Source organism: Nocardia sp. NPDC050710 (assembly GCF_040654375.1).
Classification (GTDB): Bacteria; Actinomycetota; Actinomycetes; order Mycobacteriales; family Mycobacteriaceae; genus Nocardia.
Genome location: NZ_JBFAHV010000026.1, coordinates 1 through 23796, shown reverse-complemented (window position 1 = coordinate 23796; position 23796 = coordinate 1). Strand labels below are relative to the sequence as shown.

At 68.1% G+C, this 23796-nt stretch carries 13 protein-coding genes; 6 read left to right on the top strand and 7 right to left on the bottom strand.

Annotated elements, in window-relative coordinates:
* Nucleotides 1–59: 59 nt before the first annotated feature.
* From AB0H61_RS32285 to AB0H61_RS32275, 3 genes are read right to left on the bottom strand one after another with little or no spacing between them, the layout of a single operon-like run.
* Nucleotides 60–1478, bottom strand: coding sequence for an NAD(P)(+) transhydrogenase (Re/Si-specific) subunit beta (locus AB0H61_RS32285; protein WP_357311534.1), 1419 nt, complete (start codon nt 1476–1478; stop codon nt 60–62).
* A 3-nt stretch (nt 1479–1481) separates the two neighbouring features.
* A complete protein-coding gene (locus AB0H61_RS32280) occupies nt 1482–1799 on the bottom strand; it encodes an NAD(P) transhydrogenase subunit alpha (protein ID WP_357311533.1) in 318 nt (105 codons plus the stop codon).
* The gene (locus tag AB0H61_RS32275) at nt 1799–2950 is read right to left on the bottom strand and encodes a Re/Si-specific NAD(P)(+) transhydrogenase subunit alpha (protein WP_357311532.1); all 1152 of its coding nucleotides are present in this window, start codon (nt 2948–2950) and stop codon (nt 1799–1801) included. The genes AB0H61_RS32280 and AB0H61_RS32275 overlap by 1 nt, the downstream gene beginning before the upstream one ends.
* A gap of 404 nt (nt 2951–3354) precedes the next feature.
* Here AB0H61_RS32275 and AB0H61_RS32270 point away from each other — a divergent pair, with 404 nt between their 5' ends.
* The 3 genes from AB0H61_RS32270 to AB0H61_RS32260 are packed head-to-tail and all read left to right on the top strand — an operon-like array spanning nt 3355 to nt 5315.
* Nucleotides 3355–3834: an HIT family protein gene (locus AB0H61_RS32270; protein ID WP_357311531.1), complete on the top strand. Its 480-nt coding sequence runs from the start codon at nt 3355–3357 to the stop codon at nt 3832–3834.
* A complete protein-coding gene (locus AB0H61_RS32265) occupies nt 3831–4670 on the top strand; it encodes a maleylpyruvate isomerase family mycothiol-dependent enzyme (protein WP_357311530.1) in 840 nt (279 codons plus the stop codon). The genes AB0H61_RS32270 and AB0H61_RS32265 overlap by 4 nt, the downstream gene beginning before the upstream one ends.
* Nucleotides 4671–4676: 6 nt before the next feature.
* A complete protein-coding gene (locus AB0H61_RS32260) occupies nt 4677–5315 on the top strand; it encodes a Type 1 glutamine amidotransferase-like domain-containing protein (protein WP_357311529.1) in 639 nt (212 codons plus the stop codon).
* A 1-nt stretch (nt 5316) separates the two neighbouring features.
* On the opposite strand, the gene AB0H61_RS32255 is transcribed toward AB0H61_RS32260, so the two are convergent.
* On the bottom strand, nt 5317–5820 hold the full coding sequence (locus AB0H61_RS32255) for a GtrA family protein (protein ID WP_357311528.1): 504 nt from the start codon (nt 5818–5820) through the stop codon (nt 5317–5319).
* Between the two features lie 61 nt (nt 5821–5881).
* The gene (locus AB0H61_RS32250) at nt 5882–6193 is read right to left on the bottom strand and encodes a hypothetical protein (protein ID WP_357311527.1); all 312 of its coding nucleotides are present in this window, start codon (nt 6191–6193) and stop codon (nt 5882–5884) included.
* 218 nt (nt 6194–6411) lie between these two features.
* Between AB0H61_RS32250 and AB0H61_RS32245 the strand changes: the two genes are divergently transcribed.
* Nucleotides 6412–7773 carry an FAD-linked oxidase C-terminal domain-containing protein gene (locus AB0H61_RS32245; RefSeq protein ID WP_357311606.1) on the top strand — a complete coding sequence of 454 codons (1362 nt, stop codon included), beginning with the start codon at nt 6412–6414 and terminating at the stop codon, nt 7771–7773.
* A 65-nt stretch (nt 7774–7838) separates the two neighbouring features.
* A complete protein-coding gene (locus AB0H61_RS32240) occupies nt 7839–8165 on the top strand; it encodes a GNAT family N-acetyltransferase (RefSeq protein ID WP_357311526.1) in 327 nt (108 codons plus the stop codon).
* Between the two features lie 23 nt (nt 8166–8188).
* Here AB0H61_RS32240 and AB0H61_RS32235 read toward each other — a convergent pair whose 3' ends face one another.
* Together AB0H61_RS32235 and AB0H61_RS32230 are read right to left on the bottom strand one after the other, a co-directional pair.
* Entirely contained in the window at nt 8189–21889 is a 13701-nt protein-coding gene (locus AB0H61_RS32235; protein ID WP_357311525.1) for an amino acid adenylation domain-containing protein, read from the bottom strand.
* Nucleotides 21890–21905: 16 nt separating this feature from the next.
* Nucleotides 21906–22571 (bottom strand): DUF6875 domain-containing protein, encoded by a 666-nt coding sequence (locus AB0H61_RS32230; RefSeq protein ID WP_357311524.1) that lies wholly within the window; start codon nt 22569–22571, stop codon nt 21906–21908.
* Nucleotides 22572–23277: 706 nt separating this feature from the next.
* Between AB0H61_RS32230 and AB0H61_RS32225 the strand changes: the two genes are divergently transcribed.
* Nucleotides 23278–23643 carry a hypothetical protein gene (locus AB0H61_RS32225; protein ID WP_357311523.1) on the top strand — a complete coding sequence of 122 codons (366 nt, stop codon included), beginning with the start codon at nt 23278–23280 and terminating at the stop codon, nt 23641–23643.
* The last annotated feature ends 153 nt before the right edge of the window (nt 23644–23796 follow it).

Below are 23796 nucleotides of genomic sequence, written 5' to 3'. Positions count from 1 at the left end.
CGAAACAGCGAAACGGCCCCCGTTGGTGAACGGGGGCCGTTTCGGTGAAATGCGGTGTCTTACAGTGCCTTCAATTCCTCGGTGACCGCACCGACGGACTTCTTGGCGTCGCCGAACAGCATCGAGGTGGTGTCGGCGTAGAACAGCGGGTTGTCGATACCGGCGAAGCCGGAGTTCATCGACCGCTTGAGCACGATGACGCTCTTGGCCTGGTCGACATTGAGCACCGGCATGCCGTAGATCGGGCTGGAGGCGTCCTCGCGCGCGGCAGGGTTGGTGACGTCGTTGGCGCCGATGACCAGGGCGACATCGGTGCGGCCGAACTCGCCGTTGATGTCGTCCATTTCCTTCATCGCGTCATAAGACACCTCGGCCTCGGCCAAAAGGACGTTCATGTGCCCGGGCATACGACCGGCGACCGGGTGGATGGCGTATTTGACCTCCACACCCTTCTTCTCCAGCAGCTCCGCCATTTCCTTGACCGCGTGCTGGGCCTGCGCCACGGCCATGCCGTAGCCGGGGACCACGATGACCTGGTTGGCGTAGGCCATCTGGATCGCGGCATCGGCGGCGGAGGTGGCCTTGGCCTGCTTCTGCTCACCACCACCGGCACCGGGAGCCGTACCGCCGCCACCGAATCCACCGGCCACGATGGCGGGGATGGACCGGTTCATGGCCTTGGCCATCAGGTTGGTCAGGATGGTGCCGGACGCGCCGACGATCATGCCCGCCACGATCATGGCGGTGTTGTTCAGCGCCAAACCAGCCGCGGCGGCGGACAGACCGGTCAAGGCATTCAGCAGTGAGATCACCACAGGCATATCCGCGCCACCGATCGGCAACACGACCATCAGGCCGAGCACACCCGCGGCGAGCAGTAGCAGCACCATCCACCACCACGGCGCGCCACCATCGGAGGCACCGATACCGATGACCACCGCGGCCGCCACGGAAACGATCAGCAGCAGCAGGTTCAGCGGCTGCTGCAACTTGCCGACGCCGATCGGCTTACCGGGCAGGATCTCCTGCAACTTGCCGAAGGCGATCAGCGAACCCCAGAACGACACCGAACCGATGATCGCGGCGAACAGCGAGCCGACGATGATGTGCACGGTCGGCTCTTCACCGTGTTTGAAGTCGGAAAAGCCGGTGGTGTCGAGGAATTCGGCCCACGCGATCAATGCGACCGTGCCACCGCCGACACCGTTGAACGCGGCCACCAGCTGCGGCATGGCCGTCATCTTGGTGTACTTCGCGGGCGGCACACCCAGCACGACACCGAGCACGAGTCCGGCCACGATCAGGATCCAGTTACCGGTGTCACGCACCGCGATCAGGGTCGCCACCACGGCGATACCCATACCGACGGCGGCGATCCAGTTACCGCGCACCGCCGTCTTCGGGCCGGTCAGGCCCATCAGGCCGTAGATGAACAGCGAGAAGGCGACGATGTAGAGGATATTGACGAGGTTGTCCATGACCTACTGACCCGCCTTCTCAGCCGCTGCGGGCTTCTTGCCCTTGAACATGCCCAGCATGCGGTCGGTCACCACGAAACCACCGATGACGTTCAGTGTTCCGAAGACCACGGCCACGAACAGGATGATCTGGATCCCGATCGACGGGTCCTCCATCTTGCCGAGGGTGACCAGCGCGCCGAGCACGACGATGCCGTGGATGGCGTTGGTGCCCGACATCAGCGGGGTGTGCAGCGTGTTGGGAACCTTGGAGATGACGGCGAAGCCGACGAACCCGGAGAGCACCAGGATCGCGATATTCGCCAGCAGTTCGGTATACATCAGGCATCCACGCTTTCGCTCGTCTGTTCGCTCGGCAAGCCTCGCTCACGTGTGACACAGGAATCGGCGAGCACCTGATCGCTGAAGTCGGGGGCGAGTTTGCCGTCGACCAGCATCAGCTCCAGCAGTGCCGCAATATTCTTCGAGTACAGCTCGCTCGCGTGCTCGGGCATGGTGGCGGGCAGGTTCAGCGGCGAGGCGATGGTGACCTCATGCTTGACCACGGTCTCGCCCGGTTCGGTCAGCTCGCAGTTACCGCCGGTCTCCCCGGCCAGATCGATGATCACGCTGCCCGGCTTCATCCCCTGCACCGCGGCGGCGGTCACCAGCCGAGGCGCCGGACGGCCGGGGACCAGCGCGGTCGTGATCACCACGTCGAAACCCTTGATCGCGTCTTCGAGGGCCTTCTGCTGCTGCGTCTTCTCGTCCTCGGTGAGTTCGCGGGCGTAGCCGCCCTCACCGGCGGCATCGATGCCGAGGTCCAGCCACTGCGCACCGACCGAACGCACCTGATCGGCGACCTCGGGACGGACGTCGTATCCGGTGGTCCGACCACCCAGGCGCTTGGCCGTGGCCAAAGCCTGCAAACCCGCGACACCCACGCCGAGCACCAGTACGGTCGCGGGCTTCACCGTGCCCGCGGCGGTCGTCAGCATCGGGAAGAACCGCGTCGATTCCGACGCGGCCAGCAGCACGGCCTTGTAACCGGCCACATTGGCCTGCGAGGACAGCGCGTCCATGACCTGCGCACGCGAAATGCGCGGGATGGCCTCGACCGCGAAGGCATGCACGCCCGCGGTCTTCAGCGCGCCGATCTGATTCTCGGCATTGCGCGGCGCGAGGAATCCGATCAGCGTCTGCCCGGCCGTCAGCTTCGCCACCTCGGCATCGCTGGGCGGGGCGACCTTCACGACCACCTCGGCCGACCACGGATCACCGATGGTCGCACCGGCTTCGATGTAGGCCTCGTCGGGGATGAGCGCACCCAGTCCGGCGCCGGTTTCCACGACCACCTCGACGCCCTGCTTCAGCAGCGCCGGGATGATCTTGGGCACCAATGCGACACGCCGTTCGCCCGCGTTAGACTCGCGAACGACTCCGACACGCGCTCCGCGCGGCGACGAATCGCCTACGCCCTGCGTTGTCTCCACTTGTCAGACTTCCTTCTCGTGCTGGCAATAAGCCACCGAACGACGGTTGAACGAAGTTACTTGTGAGTAGGTTCGTCCAAATCCTCGCAACTGTACCCGGCCGACAGTGAACGTAGCTGAGATGCCAGTCACACCGCCGAGCCGCATTCCACCCATCGGACCGCCGCGCGGCCGGGCGGCGGACCTCTCGGGCCTGTTCATCACTCTCTGCTTGTTGGGCCGGTGTCGATGTCGATGGTGGTCTGCGCAGGTGAGCGCCACAAGCCCCTACGTGGAGGTCCCTTACGAACCTAGAGGTTGGTGAACAGCTCAGGGGCGTGCGGCGCACCCACCCAGTGACGTGCATCATGCCGAATGCCCGATTCGGGGTGTTCGCCGCCTCTCGTACGCCGTATGGTCGCGGTGTGAACGACTGCGTCTTCTGCCGCATCGTGGCGGGCGAAGCTCCGGCGACCAAGGTCTACGAGGACGACACGCTGTGCGCCTTCCTCGACATCCGGCCCATTGCCCGCGGGCATACCCTCGTCATCCCCAAGCGACACGCCACCGAACTGGAAGACCTCGACGCCGATCTCGGCGCCCATATCTTCCGGGCCGGGCACCGGCTCGCACTGGCTATGCGCCGCAGCACGCTCGCCGCGGACGGGGCGAATCTGGTACTCAACGACGGCAAGGCGGCGTTCCAGACCGTTCCCCATATCCACCTGCACGTGATCCCGCGCCGACACGGCGACAAACTCAGTCTCGCGAAGGGCTTCCTGCTGCGCAGACCGCACGATCCCGTCGCGACGGCCGCCGCGATCCAGGCCGGGATCACGGCCATGGAGCAAGAGGACACCGCGGACGACGTGTCGACCGGCACCGAGGAAGGAACACAGGCATGACCGACCCGACCCTGGACCGGACCGAGCTCACGGCACTGCTGTCCCAGCAGTGGGACGCCATCGCGGCCCTGGTCGCCGACCTGGACGAGAACGGTTGGCGCACATCGTCACCACTGCCGGGCTGGACGGTCTTCGACGTGGTCGCCCATGTGATCGGCACCGAATCGTGGTTGCTCGGTGAGAAGCCGCCCGCGCACGACCCGAACCGCCCGAAGACCGATGTGCGCACGCTGCCGCATGTCCGCAACGAGACCGCGGTGCTCAACGAGATCTGGGTCGACCGGCTGCGGCCGCTGCCGGGCGCCCGGCTGCTGGAGTTGTTCGGCGAGGTCACCGACCGGCGGCGCAAGACGCTCGAGTCGATGGAGGATGCCGCGTGGGAGACCCCGACGCCGTCGCCGATCGGGCAGGTCGGCTACGGCCGGTTCATGCGGGTGCGGCTGTTCGACTGCTGGATGCACGAACTCGATATCGCCGACGCCCTCGGCACCGCCGTGGACGAGGGCGGCAGGCGCGGTGCGGTGGCCTTCGCCGAATTCGCCGGAGCGATTCCCCGGGTGCTCGCCAAATTGGGCAAGGCCCCGGACGGATCGCGCGTGACCTTCGAGGTGACCGGGCCGTTGGCGCGCACACTGCATATCCAGGTCGACGGTCGCGCCGCCTACGTGGACGCCCTCGACAGGCCCGTCACGGTGACGATCCGGCTGGACTCCGGACTTCTGGTGCGGCTGGGCGGCGGGCGCACCACCGCCGACGCGCACCGCGACGAAATCGCGATATCCGGCGACGAGGAGCTCGGCCTGCGGCTGGTGCGCAATCTGGCCTTCACCATCTGATCCTCGATGCGACTGTTCCTGTCCAGCTATCGATTCGGAGCCCACTACGACCGGCTCGCCGCACTCGTCGGCAGGCCGGGCCGGGTCGCGGTGATCCCCAATGCCTGCGACGCCTGGCCGACGGCCTGGGCGAGCGCGGTCACCAGCGACGTGGTCCCGCTGCGCACGCTGGGGTACTCGCCCGAAGTACTGGATTTACGCGACTTCGTGGGACGCCCGGCCGAATTGGAGCGCAGGCTCGCCGAATTCCCGCTGGTGTGGGTGCGCGGCGGTAATACGTTCGTGCTGCGCGCCCAATTCGCCCGCAGCGGAGCCGATCTGGTGCTGCCGCGGCTGCTCGCGGCGGATGCGCTGGTCTACGCCGGATACAGCGCGGGCGCCTGCCTGCTGGCGCCGGATCTGCACGGATTGGAGTCCTGTGACGATCCGGCCGAGGTCGAACCCACCTGCGGTATCGAACCACGCTGGGACGGACTGGGTTTGGTCGATCGCCGGATCGTGCCGCATCTCGCCTCCGCGACCGACCCCGACGGTTTCGGCGATCGGCTCGCGGCCGACTACCGCGCGGCCGGGATCGCGTACTGGGGCTTGACCGATAACGACGCGGTGGTGGTGGATGGCGACCGCATCGAGGTCCTGCGATAGCTCAATCGACCCGCGCCGGTTGCGGTTTCGCCGCACGGCGGCGAAAGACCACCCAGCGCATCGCGCAGTACATATATATCGCCTCGCAGGCCCCCGCCAGCAATCGCGACAGGTGGTACTCGAGGCCGAGTTCAGTAAGACCGGTGCCGACACCCAGGATGAAGGCGACGTAGTTGACGGCGACCACAACCACATACACCGCGGCCTGCCTGCCGACGGGTGCGTGCGAATGGAAGTTGAAGGTCCGGTTCAGCACAAAGCTCAACCCGAACGCGCACACGTAACCGAGGGTGACCGCCAGCCACACCGGCCAGCCCCACCACCCGTGGAAGATCGTCAGCAGGGTCAGGTCGACACCGAAGGTGAACCCGTTGATCAGCGCGAACCCCAGGAAGGTCGGCGGGACGAGACGATCGAGGCCGAAGGGCAACCGTGCCACGACGGCTTCGCACCAGCGGGTGAACCGGTCAGCGAGCGTTTCGGTGGTGGTCGCCAGGTCGGGCACGGCGCCAGCATGGCAGCGGCAGGTGTCCGTCAGGTGAGCACGGGGCAAACCGGCTGGTGGATCAGCCGATCTGGGTGAGCGGTTCGGGCCGATCCAGCGCCGACCACGCCGCCAGCCAGCGCCGCCGGGTCATATCATCGACGCCGGAGAGCAACGCGTCCAGCAGCGCCGCAGGCTCATCCCGCCACTGCCGGGAGAGGTTCGCCAGCGCGTCCTTGCCGAAGAGTCCCGAACGATCCAGCGCGGTGAGCCACTCGCCGAACTCCCCCGCGTGAATGCGCCGTAGAAGCGGCACGTCCACGACACCGTCGACGATCTCGTCGGCGAATGCCGCGGCGACCAGTTCGCGGTAGTCCGGCGAAACGCTGCCCATCCGGAAAACCCTCCCGTGTTGTTGTGGTCCCGGGAAACCCGGATCGACCCTGCTTCGATATTCCGGCCCCGACACCGTGGCACACGATGACGTGTCCCGGCACACACCGTAGCCCGCCGCGGCCGGTCGGGTAACCCCGCAATTCCGTGGTCAGCCGCCACTCCGGCGAGAAGTTCCGCGACGACCGCTCATACACCGGCCGGGAGGCTACCGTAGCGATTGTGGAACTGCATGACCTGATCGAGCGGCTGCCCGACGGTGCGATACTCACCGATCCCGACCTGCTGGCCGGGTATCGGCAGGACTGGGCGCGCGATCCCGACGCGGGCACCCCGCTGGCGGTGGTGCGCGCCACCGGGACGGCGGATGTGGCCGCGACGCTGCGCTGGGCGCACGAGCATCGGGTGCCCGTGGTGCCGCGCGGCGCCGGATCCGGGTTGTCCGGTGGCGCGACCGCGGTGGACGGCGGGATCGTGCTGACCACCGAGCGAATGCGCGATATCACCGTCGACCCGGTCACCCGCACCGCGGTGGTGCAGCCCGGACTGCTGAACGCCGAGGTCAAGCGCGCGGTCGCCGAGCACGGTCTGTGGTATCCGCCGGATCCGTCCTCCTTCGAGATGTGCTCGATCGGCGGCAATGCCGCGACCAATGCGGGCGGGTTGTGCTGCGTGAAATACGGCGTGACAACCGATTACGTGCTCGGTATGGAGGTGGTACTCGCCGACGGCACGGTGGTCCGGCTGGGCGGGCCGCGACTCAAGGACTCCGCGGGGCTTTCGTTGACCAAACTCTTCGTCGGCAGCGAGGGCACCCTCGGCATCATCACCGAGCTGACATTGCGCCTGCTGCCCGCGCAACCACAGCAGAGCACGGTGGTCGCGACCTTCGCGACGCTGACCGAGGCCACCGAGGCGATCCTCGGCATCACCGGGACGCTGCGCCCGTCCATGCTCGAATTCATGGACTCGGTGGCGATCAATGCCGTCGAGGACGAGATGCGGATGGGGCTGGATCGCTCCGCGGCCGCGCTGCTGGTCGCCCGCTCGGACGCGCCCGGCGAATACGCCTCGCGCGAGGCCGAGCTGATGGTGGCGGCCTGCGAAAAGGCCGGGGCCATCGAGGTTTTCCACACCGAGGATCCGGAGGAGGGCGAGGCCTTCACCGCGGCGCGTCGCTTCGCCATCCCCGCGGTCGAACGCATCGGCCCGCTGCTGCTCGAGGATGTCGGGGTGCCGCTGCCGCGACTCGGCGACCTGGTCACCGGCATCGCCGCGATCGCCGAACGCAATGAGGTGCTGGTGTCGGTGATCGCCCACGCGGGCGACGGCAACACCCACCCGCTGATCGTGCACGACCCCACCGACCCCGCGAATACCGCACGTGCGCACCGCGCCTTCGGCGAGATCATGGATCTGGCCATCGCGCTGGGCGGCACCATCACCGGTGAGCACGGCGTGGGCAGGCTCAAGAAGGCGTGGCTGCCCGATCAGCTCGGCCCCGACGTCATGGCCCTGACCAAGCGGATCAAGGACGCCCTCGACCCGCACGGCATCCTGAACCCCGGCTCCATTCTGTGATCAACTGACCGGACCTACCCCTCGGGCTCGGAACATTTCCGGCCGCAAAGGAGTTTTCTCAGATCATGACGACCAGGCTCGAGCACAACGTCGCCGACACCCGTTACGAGATCTATATCGATGACACCCTTGCCGGGTACGCCGACTACGCCGAACACGAGGATGCTGATCCCGCCCAACCCGTCGGCTCCGCCGACCGCCGTCACCGCAAGGTCCGCGACTTCCACCACACCATGACCTTCCCGGAATTCCGCGGCCGAGGTGTGGCGGGCAAGGTGGTCGAATACGCGCTCAACGAGTCACGCGAGGCGGGCTACTCGATCATTCCCACCTGCTGGTACGTGGAGAAGTACGTCACCGAGCATGCGGAATACGCCGACCTGGTCGCCTGATCACGCACCGCTGGCCCGGAGGGTCAGCGGAGGTGCTCGGCGACGATCGGGCCGATGACGGCCAAGGCATCGGGGCCGGTCAGTTTGTTGTGTTCGTAGTCCACCGGGTGGTCGGTGATCGCGCCGGTGATGTAGGGACGCCAGGTGTCGACATTGGGAGCGATGCCGGGGCGCCCGTTGACGCTGCTGAAGAAGAGCATGTCGCCGTCGAAGGGTTCGGGGCGGTAGGCGGCGGCCTCGCGGACCAGGTTCAGGTAGTCGGTGTAGAGACGCTCCAGGTCGGTGGCGGTGAGCGCGGCGAAGGTACCGCCCGCGGCCCGCAGCAGTTCGGCGGCGCGGTCGGCCAGGGCCGCGTGATCGCCCTGTTCGATCTCGGCGCTACCCGGCAGGTCCGGGAGCAGCGCCGGGTCGATGCCGCCGAACTCCGCGAGCAGGGCCTCCGGCGGGGGCATCTCCTCGGCACTCATGGGTTCGGGATCGGCGCGGCCGTCCATGATGATCAGGCTCGAGACCTCGCCGCCGCGACGCTGGAGTTCGACCGCCACCGCATGTGCGATGGGGCCGCCCGCGGAGTAACCGAGGAGACGGTAGGGGCCGCTCGGCTGGGTCCGCTGGATCTCGTCGGCGTAGTGGGCGGCGCGTGCGGTCAACGGCCGGCCAGGTTCATCGGAACCGGTGACCCCGGGTGACTGTAGGCCGTACACCGGGTAGTCGCCGTCCAGATGCTGCACCAATCCGGCGTAGCACCAGGCCAATCCAATGGCCGGATGGATGCAGAACAGGCTGGGGCCCGCTCCGGTCGGCCGCATCGGCAGCAGGGTGCGCAGCGCGGGATCGACCGCGGTCGGGTCGGCGCCCTCGATGATCCGCTGCGCCAGCGCGCCGGGACTGGGATCACCGAACATCCACTGCACCGGCATCGGGAATCCGATGCGGTCGCGGATCTCGGCCACCAGCCGGGTGGCGACCATCGACGTGCCCCCGAGCTCGAAGAAATTGTCGTCCAGGCCGACCCGTTCGGCCCCGAGCACCGTTTCGAAGGCGGCGACCATCGCGTGCTCCGTCGGCGTCACCGGCGGCCGGTACGGCATATCCTTGCGGTGCAGCGAGATCGGCGGCGGGTACACCGTGGTCCCCGGCGGGGCCGTCATATCGAGGTCGCCGAGCACCAACTCCGGATTCGCGGTCAGCGCGCCGAGCAGCTCGACGAACCGTTGCGCCAAGTTATCGGCGGTCGCGGGCTCGAACAGATCGAGGGCGAAGGTCAGGGTGCCGCTCATACCCGCGGGCGCGCCGTCGGCGTCGAACTCCTCGGCCAGCATCCACTCCAGATCGAATTTCGCACCCACCGAGGGCATCTCGACGGGCTTGACCTCCAGGCCCGGCATGCCGACCGGTTCCCGCTCGAAGTTCTGGAAGACCAGCAGCACCTGGAACAGCGGGTGGTGCGCGGTGGAGCGGGCCGGAGCCAGCACCTCGACCAGTTGCTCGAAGGGCACATCGGCATTGCTGAAGGCATCCAGATCGCCGTTCTTCGTTGCGGCGAGCAGGGTTTCGAAGGTGGCATCCGGCTCGACCCGGCTGCGGAGCACAAGAGTATTGACGAACATTCCGACCAGATCGTCGAGTTCGCCGTCACCGCGGCCCGCGATCACCGAGCCGATCGCCACGTCCCGCTGGTCGGACAGGCGCGACAGCAGTGTGGCCAGGGCGGCATGCGCCACCATGAAGGTGCTGACACCGTACCAGCGCGCGACGTGCCGAACCTGTTGTTGCACGGTCGCATCCACGGTGAACTCCACCAGGTCCGCGCGATGGGTCAGCACCGCGGGCCGTGGGTGGTCGCTCGGCAGCGACAGCACATCCGGCAGCCCGTCCAAGGCGGCCCGCCAATGCTCCAGCTGCTGATACGCGACGCTGCCCGGATCGTCCGCGGCACCCAGCAATTCCCGCTGCCAGAGCGCGTAGTCGGCGTATTGCAGCGGCAGCGGCGCCCACTGCGGCACCGCACCGGAGCGGCGCGCCCCGAATGCCACCATGACGTCGCGGGTCAGCGGAGCCATCGACCAGCCGTCCGAGGCGATGTGGTGCAGGACCACGACCAGGACCCATCGACGCTCGGCGAGGCGCAATAAGGTCACCCGCAGCGGCAGCTCGGTGGTCAGATCGAAGCCGTGCGCGCACGCCCGCACCACCGCGGCGGGCATCGAGTCCTCGGCATCGAGTTCCGAGACCCGTACCGGCACATAGGCATCCGCGACGGACCGGATGTCCTGGAACGGCTCGCCCTCCGCATCCACCGGGTAGACGGTGCGCAGCGACTCGTGCCGGGCCAGCACATCCATCAGCGCGGATTGCAGCACGACCGGGTCCAGCTCACCGTCGATCTCGACGGCGATCGGCACATTGTGCGCGGGTGAGGCGGGGTCATAGCGGTTGAGGAACCACATGCGGCGCTGGGCCGCCGACAGCGGCGTGTGCTCCGGCCGCCTGCGCGGACCGGGCCGCGGACCGGGCGGCGCGGCGGCGGTGCGCACGGCATGGGCGAATTCGGCCACGGTAGGCGCGTCGAAGACCATACGGACCGGGATCCTGGTGTTCAGCACCACGCCGAGCCGGGACACGATGCGCGTGGCGATGAGTGAATTGCCGCCCAATGCGAAGAAATTGTCATCGAGTCCGACCCGCGCGACGCCGAGCAGTTCACCGAAGGTGTCGGCGATGGCGCGCTCGGTGGGCGTATTCGGTGGCCGGTAGCGTCCGGCACGGATATCGGGAGCAGGCAGGGCACGGCGATCGAGCTTGCCGTTGCCGGTGCGTGGCAACGCGTCGATGGTCATGATCGCCGCGGGCACCATATACGAAGGAAGTTGTTGTGCCACGAGGGTTTTCAGCTCATCGGCCGATACCTGTGCGTCCGGCGCCGGCACGACGTAGGCGACGAGTAACTCACCCACGGCCGGATCGGTGTACACGGTGACCGCCGCCTGATGGACCGAAGGGTCGACCAGTAGCGCCGACTCGATCTCGCCCAATTCGATGCGCAGACCGCGCAGCTTCACCTGTAGATCGGAGCGACCGAGATAGTCGAGGTTGCCACCGCGCCGACGCACCAGATCGCCGGTGCGATACATCCGCTCCCCCGGGCGTCCGTACGGATCGGCGACGAATCGGGTAGAGGTCTGTCCGGTGCGCCCGTGGTACCCGCGAGCCAGCGCGGGGCCCGCCAGATAGAGTTCGCCCGCGACACCGTCGGGCACCGGGCGCAACCGCTCGTCGAGCACCACTGCGGTCATCCCCGCGACCGGCCCGCCGATGGTGATCGCGTCGCCGGGGTACAGGGCGTCGCTTCCGGTCGCCCAGATCGTCGCCTCGGTGGGGCCGTAGTCGTTGAAATGCACTCGGCCCGGCGCGGCCCACCGCTCGACCAGTTCCGGCGGGCACGGCTCACCCCCGGTGATGATCGCTCGCAGCGCACCGCGACCGGGAACATCGTCATCCTCGGACACGAGCACGGCCGGATCCACCGACGCGAGCGCCGACGGGGTCAGCGCGATATGCGAAACACGCTCTCGGGCCAGCAGTTCACCCAGTTCGACGCCGCCGAACGCGGTGCGGCCCGCCACCACCAGGGTGCCTGCCGCGCCCACCGCGAGCAGCAGTTCCAGGACCGCGGCGTCGAAGCTCGGCGATGCGACGTGCAACACCCGGGACTCGTCGGTCAGGCTCAGCCGGTCGCGTAGTGCCGCAACCATATTCGCCAGACCGGAGTGGGTGACGACAACGCCCTTCGGCCGTCCGGTGGAACCGGAGGTGAAGATGACGTAGGCCGGGTTGTCCGGTCGCGGAGTGATTGTCCGCTCCGCCGCGTCGATCGGTGCGCCCACGGTCGCGGCGAGCGTATGGGCGGTCTGCGGATCGTCGAGTACGAACCACCGCACCGCGTCCGCCGCCCCCTCGGCCACCGAATCATCCGACCCGCGCGCGGAATCGGGTAGCTCGGCCGCGACGTCGCGCACGGTCACGCCGAGCCGGGCACCCGAGTCCGCGAGGATCTGGGTGATGCGTTCGGCCGGATAGGCGGGATCGACCGGAACGAAGGCCGCGCCGGTCTTGGCCACCGACCACACGGCGAGCACGGAATCGATCGACCGGCGCAGCGCCACCGCCACCAGCGTCTCGGGACCCGCACCGGCCCGAATCAGCTCGCGAGCCAGTCGATTCGAGTGCGCGTCCAGATCGCGGTAGGTGAGCGCCGTCGCGCCGTCGACCACCGCGACACCATCCGGATTCGCGGCCACCGCGGCGGCGAGCAGATCCGGCAGGATCGCGGGTTCGGCGACAACCGGGGCGGGCGTCGCGACCAACCCCGCCAGCTCGCCGGGTTGCAGCAGATCGATATCGCCCACGGGGATCGCGGGATCGGCCGCCACCGTGCGCAGGATCCGCACCCAGCGGTCGGCGAGGCGCTCGATGGTGCCCGCGTCGAACAGGTCCGTGGCATAACCGAACCGCACCGCGAGCCCCTCCTCCTGCTCGGCCACCGTGACGCTGAGATCGAAACGCAGCGTCTGCTGGTCCAGATCGACCGGCTCCACGGTGAGTTCGGGCAGGGTCAACCGCACCGGGGCCAGGTTCTGGAAGACCAGCATCACCTGGATCAGCGGATGCCTGGCCGTCGAACGGGCCGGGTCCAGCACATCGACCAGGTTCTCGAACGGAACGTCCGCGTGCGCGAAGGCATCCAGATCGGTGCGACGCACCTGATCGAGGAGTCCGGTGAAGGGCTGCGCGGACGCGACCGGGGTGCGCAACACCACGGTATTGACGAACATCCCGACCACGTCGTCGAGTTCGGCCACACCGCGACCGGCGATCGGCGTGCCGATGGCCACGTCCGCGGTATCGCTCAACCGGGCGAACAGCACCGCGAGCGCACTGTGCAGCACCATGAACAGCGTGGACTGCCGGTCACGGGCCAATGCCTCCAGCGCGGTGGTGAGTTCGGCGTCGAGCTCACTACGGACGGTGCCCGCCCGCAGCGACGCGGCGATCGGGCGTGGCCGGTCCGCGGGCAGGTCGAGCCGGTCCGGCAGGCCGTCCAATGTTTCGGTCCAGTAGGCGATCTGCTGCGCCAGCCGCGACGCCGGGTCTTCGGCCGATCCGAGCCGATCCCGTTGCCAGAGTGTGTAATCCGCGTACTGCACGGCGGGCGGCGACCACCCCGGCGCGTTGCCGTGCATCCGGGCCGCGTACGCCGTCATCACATCGCGGGCCAGCGGCCCCATCGAGAAACCGTCGGCGCTGATGTGGTGCACGACGAGCGCCAGCACACAGCATTCGGGGTGCTCGATGATCCGGAACAACCTCAGGCGCAGCGGAATCGCGGTGGTCACATCGAATCCCGTGACTACACAGTCGATCACGGATGCGGCGAGATCCGCCTCCCGGACCGCGACCGTATCCACGTCGAGGGCTACCTCGTCGGCAGGCACCACGACCTGGTAGCCGATCCCATCATGACTCGGGTACACCGTGCGCAGCGATTCGTGACGTTCGAGCACATCGCCCAGCGCGGCCCGCATGGCGTCGAGATCGAAAGTTCCGGTGACGCGCAGCACGATCGGAATGTTGTAGCCGCCGGAACCCGGATCGTACTGGTTGACGAACCACATGCGCTGCTGTGCGGGAGACAGCGGAATCCGGTCCGGTCGCGGACCCCGTCGCGGGCCCATCGTATCCGCGGCCGCCGGGTCTGCGGTCAGCGTGCTCAGCCGGGCCGCCAGACCGCGCACGGTCGACGCCTCGAACAGCAGCCGCACCGGCACCTGAGCGTGCAGTTCGGCACTCAGCCGCGCGACGACCCGGGTCGCCGACAGCGAATCACCGCCGAGGGCGAAGAAGTCGTCGGCGGCCCCGATGCCACTGCGGCCGAGCACCGCGCCGAATGCCTCGGCCACGGGCTCTTCGATACCGACCGGCGCGACATACTCCGCCACCGGGCGTTCGGGTTCGGGCAGCGCACGCAGGTCCACCTTGCCGTTCCCGGTGAGCGGCAAGACCTCCAGCACCGTCACCGTCGACGGAACCAGATGCCGGGGCAGTCTGCGCGCCAGATATTCGGTCAGGTCCGAGACGGTGAGCTCCGCACCGGCGGCGGGCGAGGCATAGGTAGCCAGCACCCGGTCTCCGGAGAGACCCGGGCGCGGCACCGTGACCGCCAGGGCCACCCGCGGATGGCCGCGCAACACCGCGTCCACCTCGCCCGGCTCCACGCGGATACCACGCAATTTCACCTGGGTATCGTTGCGGCCCAGGTATTCCAGCCTGGTGTGCGAGACCCGGCGGACCAGATCACCGGTGCGGTACATCCGCTCCCCGGGGCTTCCGAAGGGGTTGGCCACGAACCGTTCCCCGGTCAGCCCGACCCGGCCGGTGTAGCCGCGGGCCAGCCCCGGCCCCATCAGATACAGCTCGCCCGCGGTCCCCATCGGCGCCGGTCGCAGCCAGCGGTCCAGCACCGCGAGGCCGACCCCGGGCAGGGGACGGCCGAGACCGGCCTCCTCACCCGCGATGAGCGCCGTGGTGAAGGTCGCGGCCACGGTCGCCTCGGCGGGGCCATAGGAGTTCAGCAACGCGCGCCCCGAGCCGAGCCGGGCGGTCAACTCCGGCGGGCAGGCCTCGCCACCGGTGACCAGCACCCGCACCCCGGACAGCGCGTCCGAGGGCAAGGTGGCCAGCACCGCGGGCGTCGAGAACACATGGGTCACCTGTGATTCGGCGATCAACGCGCCCAATTCGGGGCCCGCGTTCACCTCGGGCGCGGCGACGACCAGCGTCGCGCCCACGTAGTACGTGGTCAGCCACACCATGATGGCGGCGTCGAAATTCGGGTTCATGCACAGCAGTACGCGATCACCGCCACGCGCCTTCACCTTCGCGGCGACACCGGCCACCAGCCCGCTCAGTCCGGCGTGCGTCACCACGACGCCCTTCGGGGTTCCGGTGGAGCCCGAGGTGTAGATCAAGTAGGCGGGGTGCCCGGCCCGCAGCGGTCGCAGCCGGTCGGCATCCGAAACCGGAGTGGCCGCGGCCGCGGCCATATCGTCCTGCGATTCGTCGAGTACCTGCCAGCGCACCGTATCCGGCATCCGCACCCGCCAGTCGGCCACCGTGATGCCGAGCTGGGCGGTGCAGGCCATCGCGATGGCCGTGATGCGCGCGGCCGGATGCTCGACATCCACCGGCACGAAGGCCGCGCCGGACTTCGCGATCGCCCAGGCCGCCACCAGCCAATCGGACGAACGCGGCACCGCGAGCAGGACCGCGATCTCCGGACCCGCACCCGCGTCGATCAGGACCCTGGCCAGCCTGTTCGACAGTTCGTCCAGTTCCCGGTAGGTGAGTTCGGTGTCGCCATACCGGAGCGCGGACCGATCGGGGCGGCCGGTACCGGTCAACAGATCCGGCAGCAATCGCATCGGCTGCGGCCGGGATCGCAGCAGGTCGACCCGGTCCATCCCGCGTACCGCTGCCGTGGGCCCGGCCGGATGCTCCGCGATCCGGGTCAGAATGCGGGCGAGCCGTCCGGCGAGGCCGGTGGCCGCGGCGGCATCGAAGAACTCCGCCGAACAGGTCAGCGCTATGTGCAGCAGCCCGTCGCGGGCCTGCGCCGCGATCGAAAGCGGATAGTGCGTTCCATCACGTCCGGTGAATCCCCGGACCCGCAGCTCGGCCCGCTCGACGGCGGCCGCCAGCGACGCCACGTCGACCGGATAGGACTCGAAGACGATGGTGGTGTCGAACAGCGGTCCCAGCCGGGCCGCGGTTTGAATCTCGTTGAGCCCCAGCATGTGATGGTCGATCAGGGCGCCCTGCTCGCGTTGCACGCGGACCAGCAGCTCGGCGATCGGCTCCGCGGGCGCGAGGGTGATTCGCACCGGAATGGTGTTCACCATCATGCCGATCATGCGATCGGCCCCCGCTACCTCCGGTGGCCGCCCGGAGACCGTCGCGCCGAAGACGACATCGGCCTCGCCGGTCAACTCCGCGAGCAGCAGCGCCCAGGCGACCTCCACCAGCGTATTCGTCGTGACGCCGTGCTCGGTGGTCATCCGCAGCAGCGCAGCCGAATCCGCGTCGTCCAGTGGCACATCGAGGATGTGCTTGGCCGGATCCTTCGGCCCGGCAACGGGTTCCCGACCCGCGGTCACCAGCGACGGCGCCGACAGCCCGTCCAGCGCGGCGGCCCAGGCCGTCCCCGCCGCGGCGGTATCGCGTCCCGCCAACCATTCCAGGTAGTCCCGATAGCTCGGAGGCTCGGCGAAACCCGTACTGTCCCCGCTGGTTTGGTACAGCGCCAGCAGTTCGCCGAACAGCAGCGGCATCGACCAGCCGTCCAGCACCAGGTGGTGGTTGGTGACCACGAGACGGACATCCCGCTCACCGCAGCGCACGCACAGGAACCGGATGAGCGGCGGCCGCTCCGGATCGAACGGCCGGTCCAGCTCGGCCGCCGCGAGATCGTCGCATTCCGCCGCGGTCGCGGTGACGGTCCGCCAGGGCACCTCGACGTCGGCGAGTACCACCTGCGCCACCGAATCCGCGCTGTGCACGAAGGCCGTGCGCAGTACCCGGTGACGTCGGACCAGTTCGGCCGCGGCGGCCGCCAGACGCGCGGTATCGAGATCACCGTCGAATTCGAAGACCGATTGCACCGAGTACGCGTCGGCGTGCTCGGGATCGAGCTGCGCGTGGAACAGCAGCCCGCGCTGCAACGGAGCCAGCGGCCAGACATCCTCGATCGCCGGGTACCGCGTGGCCAAGGCATCGATCCCCGCCTGGGTCAGCGCAACCAACGGCAGATCCGAGGGTGTGAATCCACCCGTGTCCGGGTCACGCAACAGCTGGGCGATTGTCGTGAGTTCGGAATTCCATTGCCGCACAAGCTCTTCGACCCGATCGTGATCGATCGCTCCGGAGGCGAAGCGCCAGACCGCGTGCAATACCGGGCCGTCGGCGGAGTCGACGGTCATCGCGTCGATCGTGAGCAGCGCCGCCGCGGGCAGGTCCTCGTTCCCGGCCCCACCCAACTGCGCGGCCAGCGAGACCGGCAGCCACGGCATTGTTTCCGCGGCCGTTCCGGTCGCCTCCGCGATCGCACCGATCGCGGTGACCTGACCGAGATAGTTGAACCCGATCTGAGGTGTCGGTGCGGCACCGAGGTCCGCGGCGGTCTGCGGGTTCAGGTGGCGCAACATTCCGTAGCCGATACCGCCGTGCGGCACCGCGCGCATCTGTTCCTTGACCGCCTTCAGCGCCACCGCCGGATCCGCGGCGCGGCCGATGTCCAGCCGGAGCGGGAATTGATCGGTGAACCAGCCCACCGTCCGCGACAGATCCGCACCCGGGACCGCACTCTCGTCGCGGCCGTGGCGCTCCAGCATCACCAGTTCGGGCCCGCCGCGCCCCTGCGCCAGCGCCGCGGCCAGGGCGGTCAGCAGCGCCTCTTCGACGCCGCACCGGAAGGCCGACGGCATGCGCTCGATCAATACCGCGGTGAGTTCCGCGGGCAACCGCATCTCGACACGGTCCAGCGTGCGCCCCACATCGACGACGGGATCGAGCGCACGGTGGCCAAGCGGCGCGACGGGTGTCTCGAGCACCTGTGACCAGTACGCCGCTTCGGCGGTCCACTCCTCGCGCCGCGCGGCGTCCGCCAGCGCATGCGCCCAGGTACGCATCGAGGTGCTCACCTCGGGCAGCATCGGCGCCGTGCCCGCGGCCACCTGCGCCCACGCGGTCATCAGGTCGGCGATCAGGATTCGCCAAGAGACCGCGTCGACGGCCAAATGGTGCACCACCAGCACCAGGCGGCCCATGTGGTGCGCGCCGGGGTCGAGCCAGGTCGCGGCGACCATGACACCGGCGGCCGGATCGAGCCGGTCGGTCGCGGCGGTGATCACGGATTCTGTCGCGGTGTCGTCGATCTCCGTGACGGAGAGTCGCCGCAGGACGGTCGCGGCGTCGACCGCACCGGGGGCGGAGACCTCCAACCCGTCGGCGACCATGCGGGCACGCAGCATATCGTGTCGATCGAGGACGGCCTGGAGGGTCTGCGCCAGCCGGTCCCGGTCCATGCCGGACGGCAGCGCCAGCACCATGGATTGTGCGAATCGCTCCCAGCCCGGCTGCTCGAGCAGCCACGCCACAATCGGTGTCGACGGGACGAAACCTACACCACCGCCGGTCATTTCGCGCAGAAGTTGACGACCGCCCGGCGCCGTGACGACGGTCGCCAGCGCCGCGGGGGTGGGATGTTCGAAGACATCGCGAGCCGAGAAGACCAGGCCGTCCGCCCTGGCTCGGGACACCAGCTGGATCGACAGGATCGAGTCACCGCCGAGGGCGAAGAACGACGATTGCGCGCCGACCCGCACGCCACCGAGCACCTCGGCGAACAGCGCGCACAGCGCACGTTCGGTATCGGTTGCGGCAGGGGTGAATACCGGCTCCTCGATGACGGGCTCCGGCAGGGCACGGCGATCCACCTTGCCGTTCCCGGTGAGCGGCAGCGCATCGAGTACGGTGACCGTCCCCGGGACCATATGCGCAGGCAGCCGCCGCACGCAGAACTCCCGCAGCTCCGCCACATTCACCTCGGCGGCCCCGAGCGATTCGCCCCGATGCACCGGCACCACATACGACGCCAGCATCGTCCGCCCGGTCGCGGCGAGACGCGGCACGGTGACCGCGATCTCCACCGCCGGATGCGTGGTGAGCACCGCGTCCACCTCGCTCGGCTCCACCCGCATCCCGCGCAGTTTCACTTGAAAATCGGTGCGGCCCATGTACTCCAGCACGACGTCCACCGGCCGCTCGGCGACGGTGGCGGGATCCGCTCCATTCCCACTGATGCCCACCCGTCCCGAATGTTCCTCCACCACAGCCGAATCTGCACCACCCCCATCGACGCCCGCGCGACCCGAACCGCCCCCCACCACAGCCGGACCCGCACCATCCCCATCGACACCCGCCCGTTCCGAACGGTCCCCCACCACGCCTGGACCCGCACCATCCCCGCCGACACTCGCACGACCCGAACGCTCCACCGCCACAGCAGAATCCGTGCCATCCGCACCGACGCGAGCCCGCGCGGCGCCCTGCCCGGCACCTTCCGTCGCCCGCCACCGGACCAGGTCGCCGGTGCGGTACATCCTGGCGCCCGGCGGACCGAAGGGGTTGGCGACGAAGCGATCGGCGGTGAGTCCGGCCTGCCCGACATAGCCGCGGGCGAGGCCGGCGCCCGTGATGTAGAGCTCGCCGAGCGCACCGACCGGCACCGGCCGCAACCTGCGGTCCAGCACCAGCAGCCCGACACCGGGCGCGGGGTGGCCGATCCCCGCGGGCCGGTTCTCCACCAGTCCCTCGGTGCTGGAGGCCGCGATGGTCGCCTCGCACGGGCCGTAGGAATTCATCAGTCTGCGACCGGAGCCGAAGCGCGTCACCACCTCCGGCGGGATGACCTCAGCACCGGCCAACACGGCGCGCACCCCGTCCAGTGCCCCCTCGGGCAGCGTCGAGAGCATCACGGCTGTGCAGACCAGGTGCGTGACACCGTATTCGGCGATCACCTCGGCCAACCCGGCGCCGACCACCGCGTCACCCTCGGCGACCACCAGGCTCGCACCGACGCTGAATGCGGCCAGCAGCTCGAGCAGCGACGCATCGAAACTCGGATTCAGGCAGTGCAGCACCCGCGACCCGGGGCCCGCCTGATAGGAATCGGCCACGGCCGCAACAAGTCCCGACAATCCGGAATGCGTCACCGCGACGCCCTTGGGCACGCCCGTCGAACCGGAGGTGAAGACAATATAGGCCGGGTGCGCGGCCAGCACGGGTGCGGCGACCGTATCCGCGGCCCCCTCGGCCACCAGTTCGGCAGCGGGATCGTCGAGCAGAATCCAGCGCACCGAATCGGGCAGGGAATCGACCAGCGCCGAAACGGTAATACCCAGGCGGGCACCGCATTCCGTCGCCATCGTGGCGACCCGCTCGGCCGGATTACCGGTGCCGACCGGCACGTACGCCGCCCCGGATCGCGCCACGCCCCAGAACGCGAGGACCGACTCCACCGACCGCGGCAATGCCACCAGCACGCTGGTCTCGGGCCCGGCCCCGGCGGTAATCAGCCCGCGCGCCAAGAGATTCGACCGTTCGTCCAGTGCGCCATAGGCCAGCGTGCGCGAACCCGCGTACACCGCCACCGCATCCGGGCCCGCCGCACGCAGTCCGCTGTCGAGCACCTCGGACAGCAACCGCGGCTCCGGCGCGGCCGGGCCGTGCGTGCCATCGAGCAGATGTCGCTCGTCGTCCAGGAAACATCCGAGCTCCCCGACCGGCGTATCCGAATCGGCGGCGAGCAGGGATTCGAATACGCGCATGAACCGGCGATGGTGCCTGGTCAGTGAATCCTCGTCGTAAAGATCGGGATTCGCGGAGAAGTCGATGCGAATGGGACTCTGCGCGCCGAGCTGGTACAGGTTGACGAACAGGTCCTCGATCGGGCCCGAGGTCAGCACATGCGGACTCGACTCGATACCGGTGAAATCGACCGCGCGCGGGAACAGCATGATGTTGAAGACCGGCCCGACCAGTCCGCGCCCGGCCACGGGCACTACGGATTCCGACCCGCTCTGCCGGATATCCTCGTACCGGAACCGCTGGTGGCGCAGCGCGCCGGAGACCTCGATGCGCACCGCGTCGATGATCTCGGCGACGGTGCGCCGCTCGCCCACCTCGAGTCGCAGCGGCACCACATTCGCCAGCATGCCGCCGGAGCGGCGCAACATCGCGGTGGTGCGCCCGGAGACCGGCAGACTCAGCACCACCTCGGGCGAGGCGGTCATCCGGGCGTAGTAGATCGCGAGCGCGGCCATGGCCAGCGCCGGTGACCCGACACCGAACCGCGCGGCAGCGGTGTCGAGTTGTTCGGTCATGGCCTCCGACATCATGATTCGATGCTGTCGCCCGAGCGCATGCGCGGGGGCGGCCGCCTCGACCAGGCTGCACCGCCGCGGCATATGGTCGATCCGCTCGGCCCAGTAGGCGGAGTCGGCGGCGAACCGGGTCGACCCCAGATAACTCGCCTCCGCCTCGTACACCTCGCGCAGACTCGCCGCCGCGGAAGCCTTCGGTTCCACCCCCGCCAGTGCCGCGTTGTACAGCTCGGCGACCCGGTACATCACGGTCGACGAAGCGAAGCCGTCCAGCACGATGTGGTGGACCCGGGTGTACCAGAACACCCGGTCCGGCGCGACGCGGAACAGCACCGAGACGCCGAGCGGATCGGCGACCAGATCGATCGGCGCGGCCACATCGGCGCGCATCCACCGCATGGCCTCCGCATTCGGATCGTCCGAACCGGACAGATCCAGATACCTGATCTCGTGTTCGATGGTCGGATCTATGACCTGACGCGGGCCGGAGCCATTGTCGACCAGGCGCAGCATCGAGGATCCGATTTCGCGGGCCGCCCGGTAGGAGGCCGCCTTCAGCAGTTCGATATCGAGCCGGCCGCGCATCTCGAGGTACGACGCCTCATAGAGCGGTACATCGGGATCCAGTAGCTGGGCGTACCACATGCCCAGCTGGGCGGGTGAGAGCGGGAACTCCTCGGCGGCGCCGGAGGCGGTGCCCAGGGCGGGCGAAAGTCCTTGGGTCATAAGGAAAATCCTGAAATCAGTTTATGCGATCCGGTGCCACGTGGACCGGCCCGCCGTTGGTGTTGCCGCGTGCGGCGGGGACCGGCTCGGCCCCCGGTTGGATTTCGTAAGCCGGGACTTCGTCTCGGACGCTCGTGATCAGCCGGTCCACCACGACATTGCGCACGTGGGCGGGTAGGGCGGGCGCGAACTTCTTCACATAGGAAGACATCCACTCCGGCCGCTCCAGCAGGAACGGGAAGTCGGTGGCCATCATGGTGCGGACCACCAGCATCGGAATCGGCGCATCGAGTGGACGGAAGTCCTTGTTCCACAGCCCCGGCTGACTGCAACCCGGATAGAACTGACCGAACATGGTGCCGCGCTCCACGAAGCCCGTCTTGAGCTCCTCGTGAATCTCGTCGATCAGCGAGAAGTCCCGCAGATCCGGAAACACGGTGATCAGCGTCCGCAGCACCGCGCCGCCGCCCTCGGCCGGCGGGAGCTTCGGAAACAGCTCGAGCGCATCGTCGAATACGAGCCGCACGAAGGATGGCCAGGGTCGAGCACCCGGGATGCTGCCGATCCACATCAGGTCCCGCCGGACGGACGGCCCGACGTAGGGGCACACCGGCCCGTCCCGGCCCAGATCGGGATCGGGCGCCGTGAGATATTCATGGGCCCACCCTCGTACGGTATCCACTGCTGCATTAGTGAATGCGCACGATATTTCAGTCATGGACAGCGGGACCCAATTCATCCCCGACCGCGGCCCAATAACGATCTTGGTCATCACTCACCTCGTCGCGTAACGAAGCCGAGTATCCACCCACCGACCATCGGTTCACACGAGTAATGCCCTACCCCAATACTCGGGGTAGGTCATTCCAATACCGAGGGTTGATATTCGTAACATGCGATCAGTTCTCGACGACGCTACAAGGAAGACCTGGTCACAGGTAGTGCAAGGCTGACGGATCGACTTCTTCCACATTCCTTGACTGGTCATCGCAACCCTCCGCGACCCTGTTAACAGATAGCTATCGTCTACGCGGTCTCCGAATTACGCATATTCGGACACGAATAAACAACCGAACGGCCTCGATATTATTTCGCGGTTGCGTGAGCGCCTAAAAAACGGGCGGTCCGCGGCGTGCGCCGCGGACCACCCGGTCGTTATGAAATGCGAGTAATTCAGCCTCACAGCAGTGCGGGGCGACATCACGAGTCTGCCGTTGAAGTTGAGCTCGTAATGCCTGCTGAGTGTTCGAGTTCGTTGGTTGGACTCGACCTTGGGGAAGGTCCGTGCGGACGAGCTGCGAACGCGGCCGCGGCGGTGGAGGAGTTCTCGATATTGTCAACATGGTGCCGAATCGGGCACGACGACAACACTTTTGCTAGGGGAGAGCGTGAATCTGGAAGCACAGATGGAGATCGATCAGGAGATCGGACAGTGCGTGCTCGCGGAGATGTACGAGGATGAAACCGAAGCGGAGCTATCCATCGACATCGTGGGCGAGCAGTACCGGGTTGTGGTGCGCTCGGATACCCGATCGGCGATTGCGCCCTCCGATGACCTGCTGCAGGCCGCGGGCGCACTGGTCGACCTGCACAGTCGAGCGGGCACCGGGCTAGCGGGCATGGTGTACCAGTATTCGAAGAACGAGGATGGCAGCTGGGCCATGGGAAGCAGCTTCGAATACGGCGAGCCAGCACCTCACTTCGGGCTGTCGCAACAGCGGCGTGGATGGCGTCGCTGGTTCGGGCGCGGCTGAGGATTAAGGCTCCCTGGCCTTGTTACCAGGTCAGGGGGCCTTTTGCCGATGACTCAACGACGTTTATGACCCGAGCGGGTGGGACCACGGTGACGGCTACCGCGGCCGCGCCTTCGACTCGCTCGCCGAGTTGGCCGGGGCGGTGGGCATGTT

Coding starts and splice junctions, on each gene's coding strand:
- AB0H61_RS32285 (WP_357311534.1), bottom strand. CDS start 1,478: ATGGACAACCTCGTCAATATCCTCTACATCGTCGCCTTCTCGCTGTTC.
- AB0H61_RS32280 (WP_357311533.1), bottom strand. CDS start 1,799: ATGTATACCGAACTGCTGGCGAATATCGCGATCCTGGTGCTCTCCGGG.
- AB0H61_RS32265 (WP_357311530.1), top strand. CDS start 3,831: ATGACCGACCCGACCCTGGACCGGACCGAGCTCACGGCACTGCTGTCC.
- AB0H61_RS32260 (WP_357311529.1), top strand. CDS start 4,677: ATGCGACTGTTCCTGTCCAGCTATCGATTCGGAGCCCACTACGACCGG.
- AB0H61_RS32250 (WP_357311527.1), bottom strand. CDS start 6,193: ATGGGCAGCGTTTCGCCGGACTACCGCGAACTGGTCGCCGCGGCATTC.
- AB0H61_RS32240 (WP_357311526.1), top strand. CDS start 7,839: ATGACGACCAGGCTCGAGCACAACGTCGCCGACACCCGTTACGAGATC.
- AB0H61_RS32235 (WP_357311525.1), bottom strand. CDS start 21,889: ATGACCCAAGGACTTTCGCCCGCCCTGGGCACCGCCTCCGGCGCCGCC.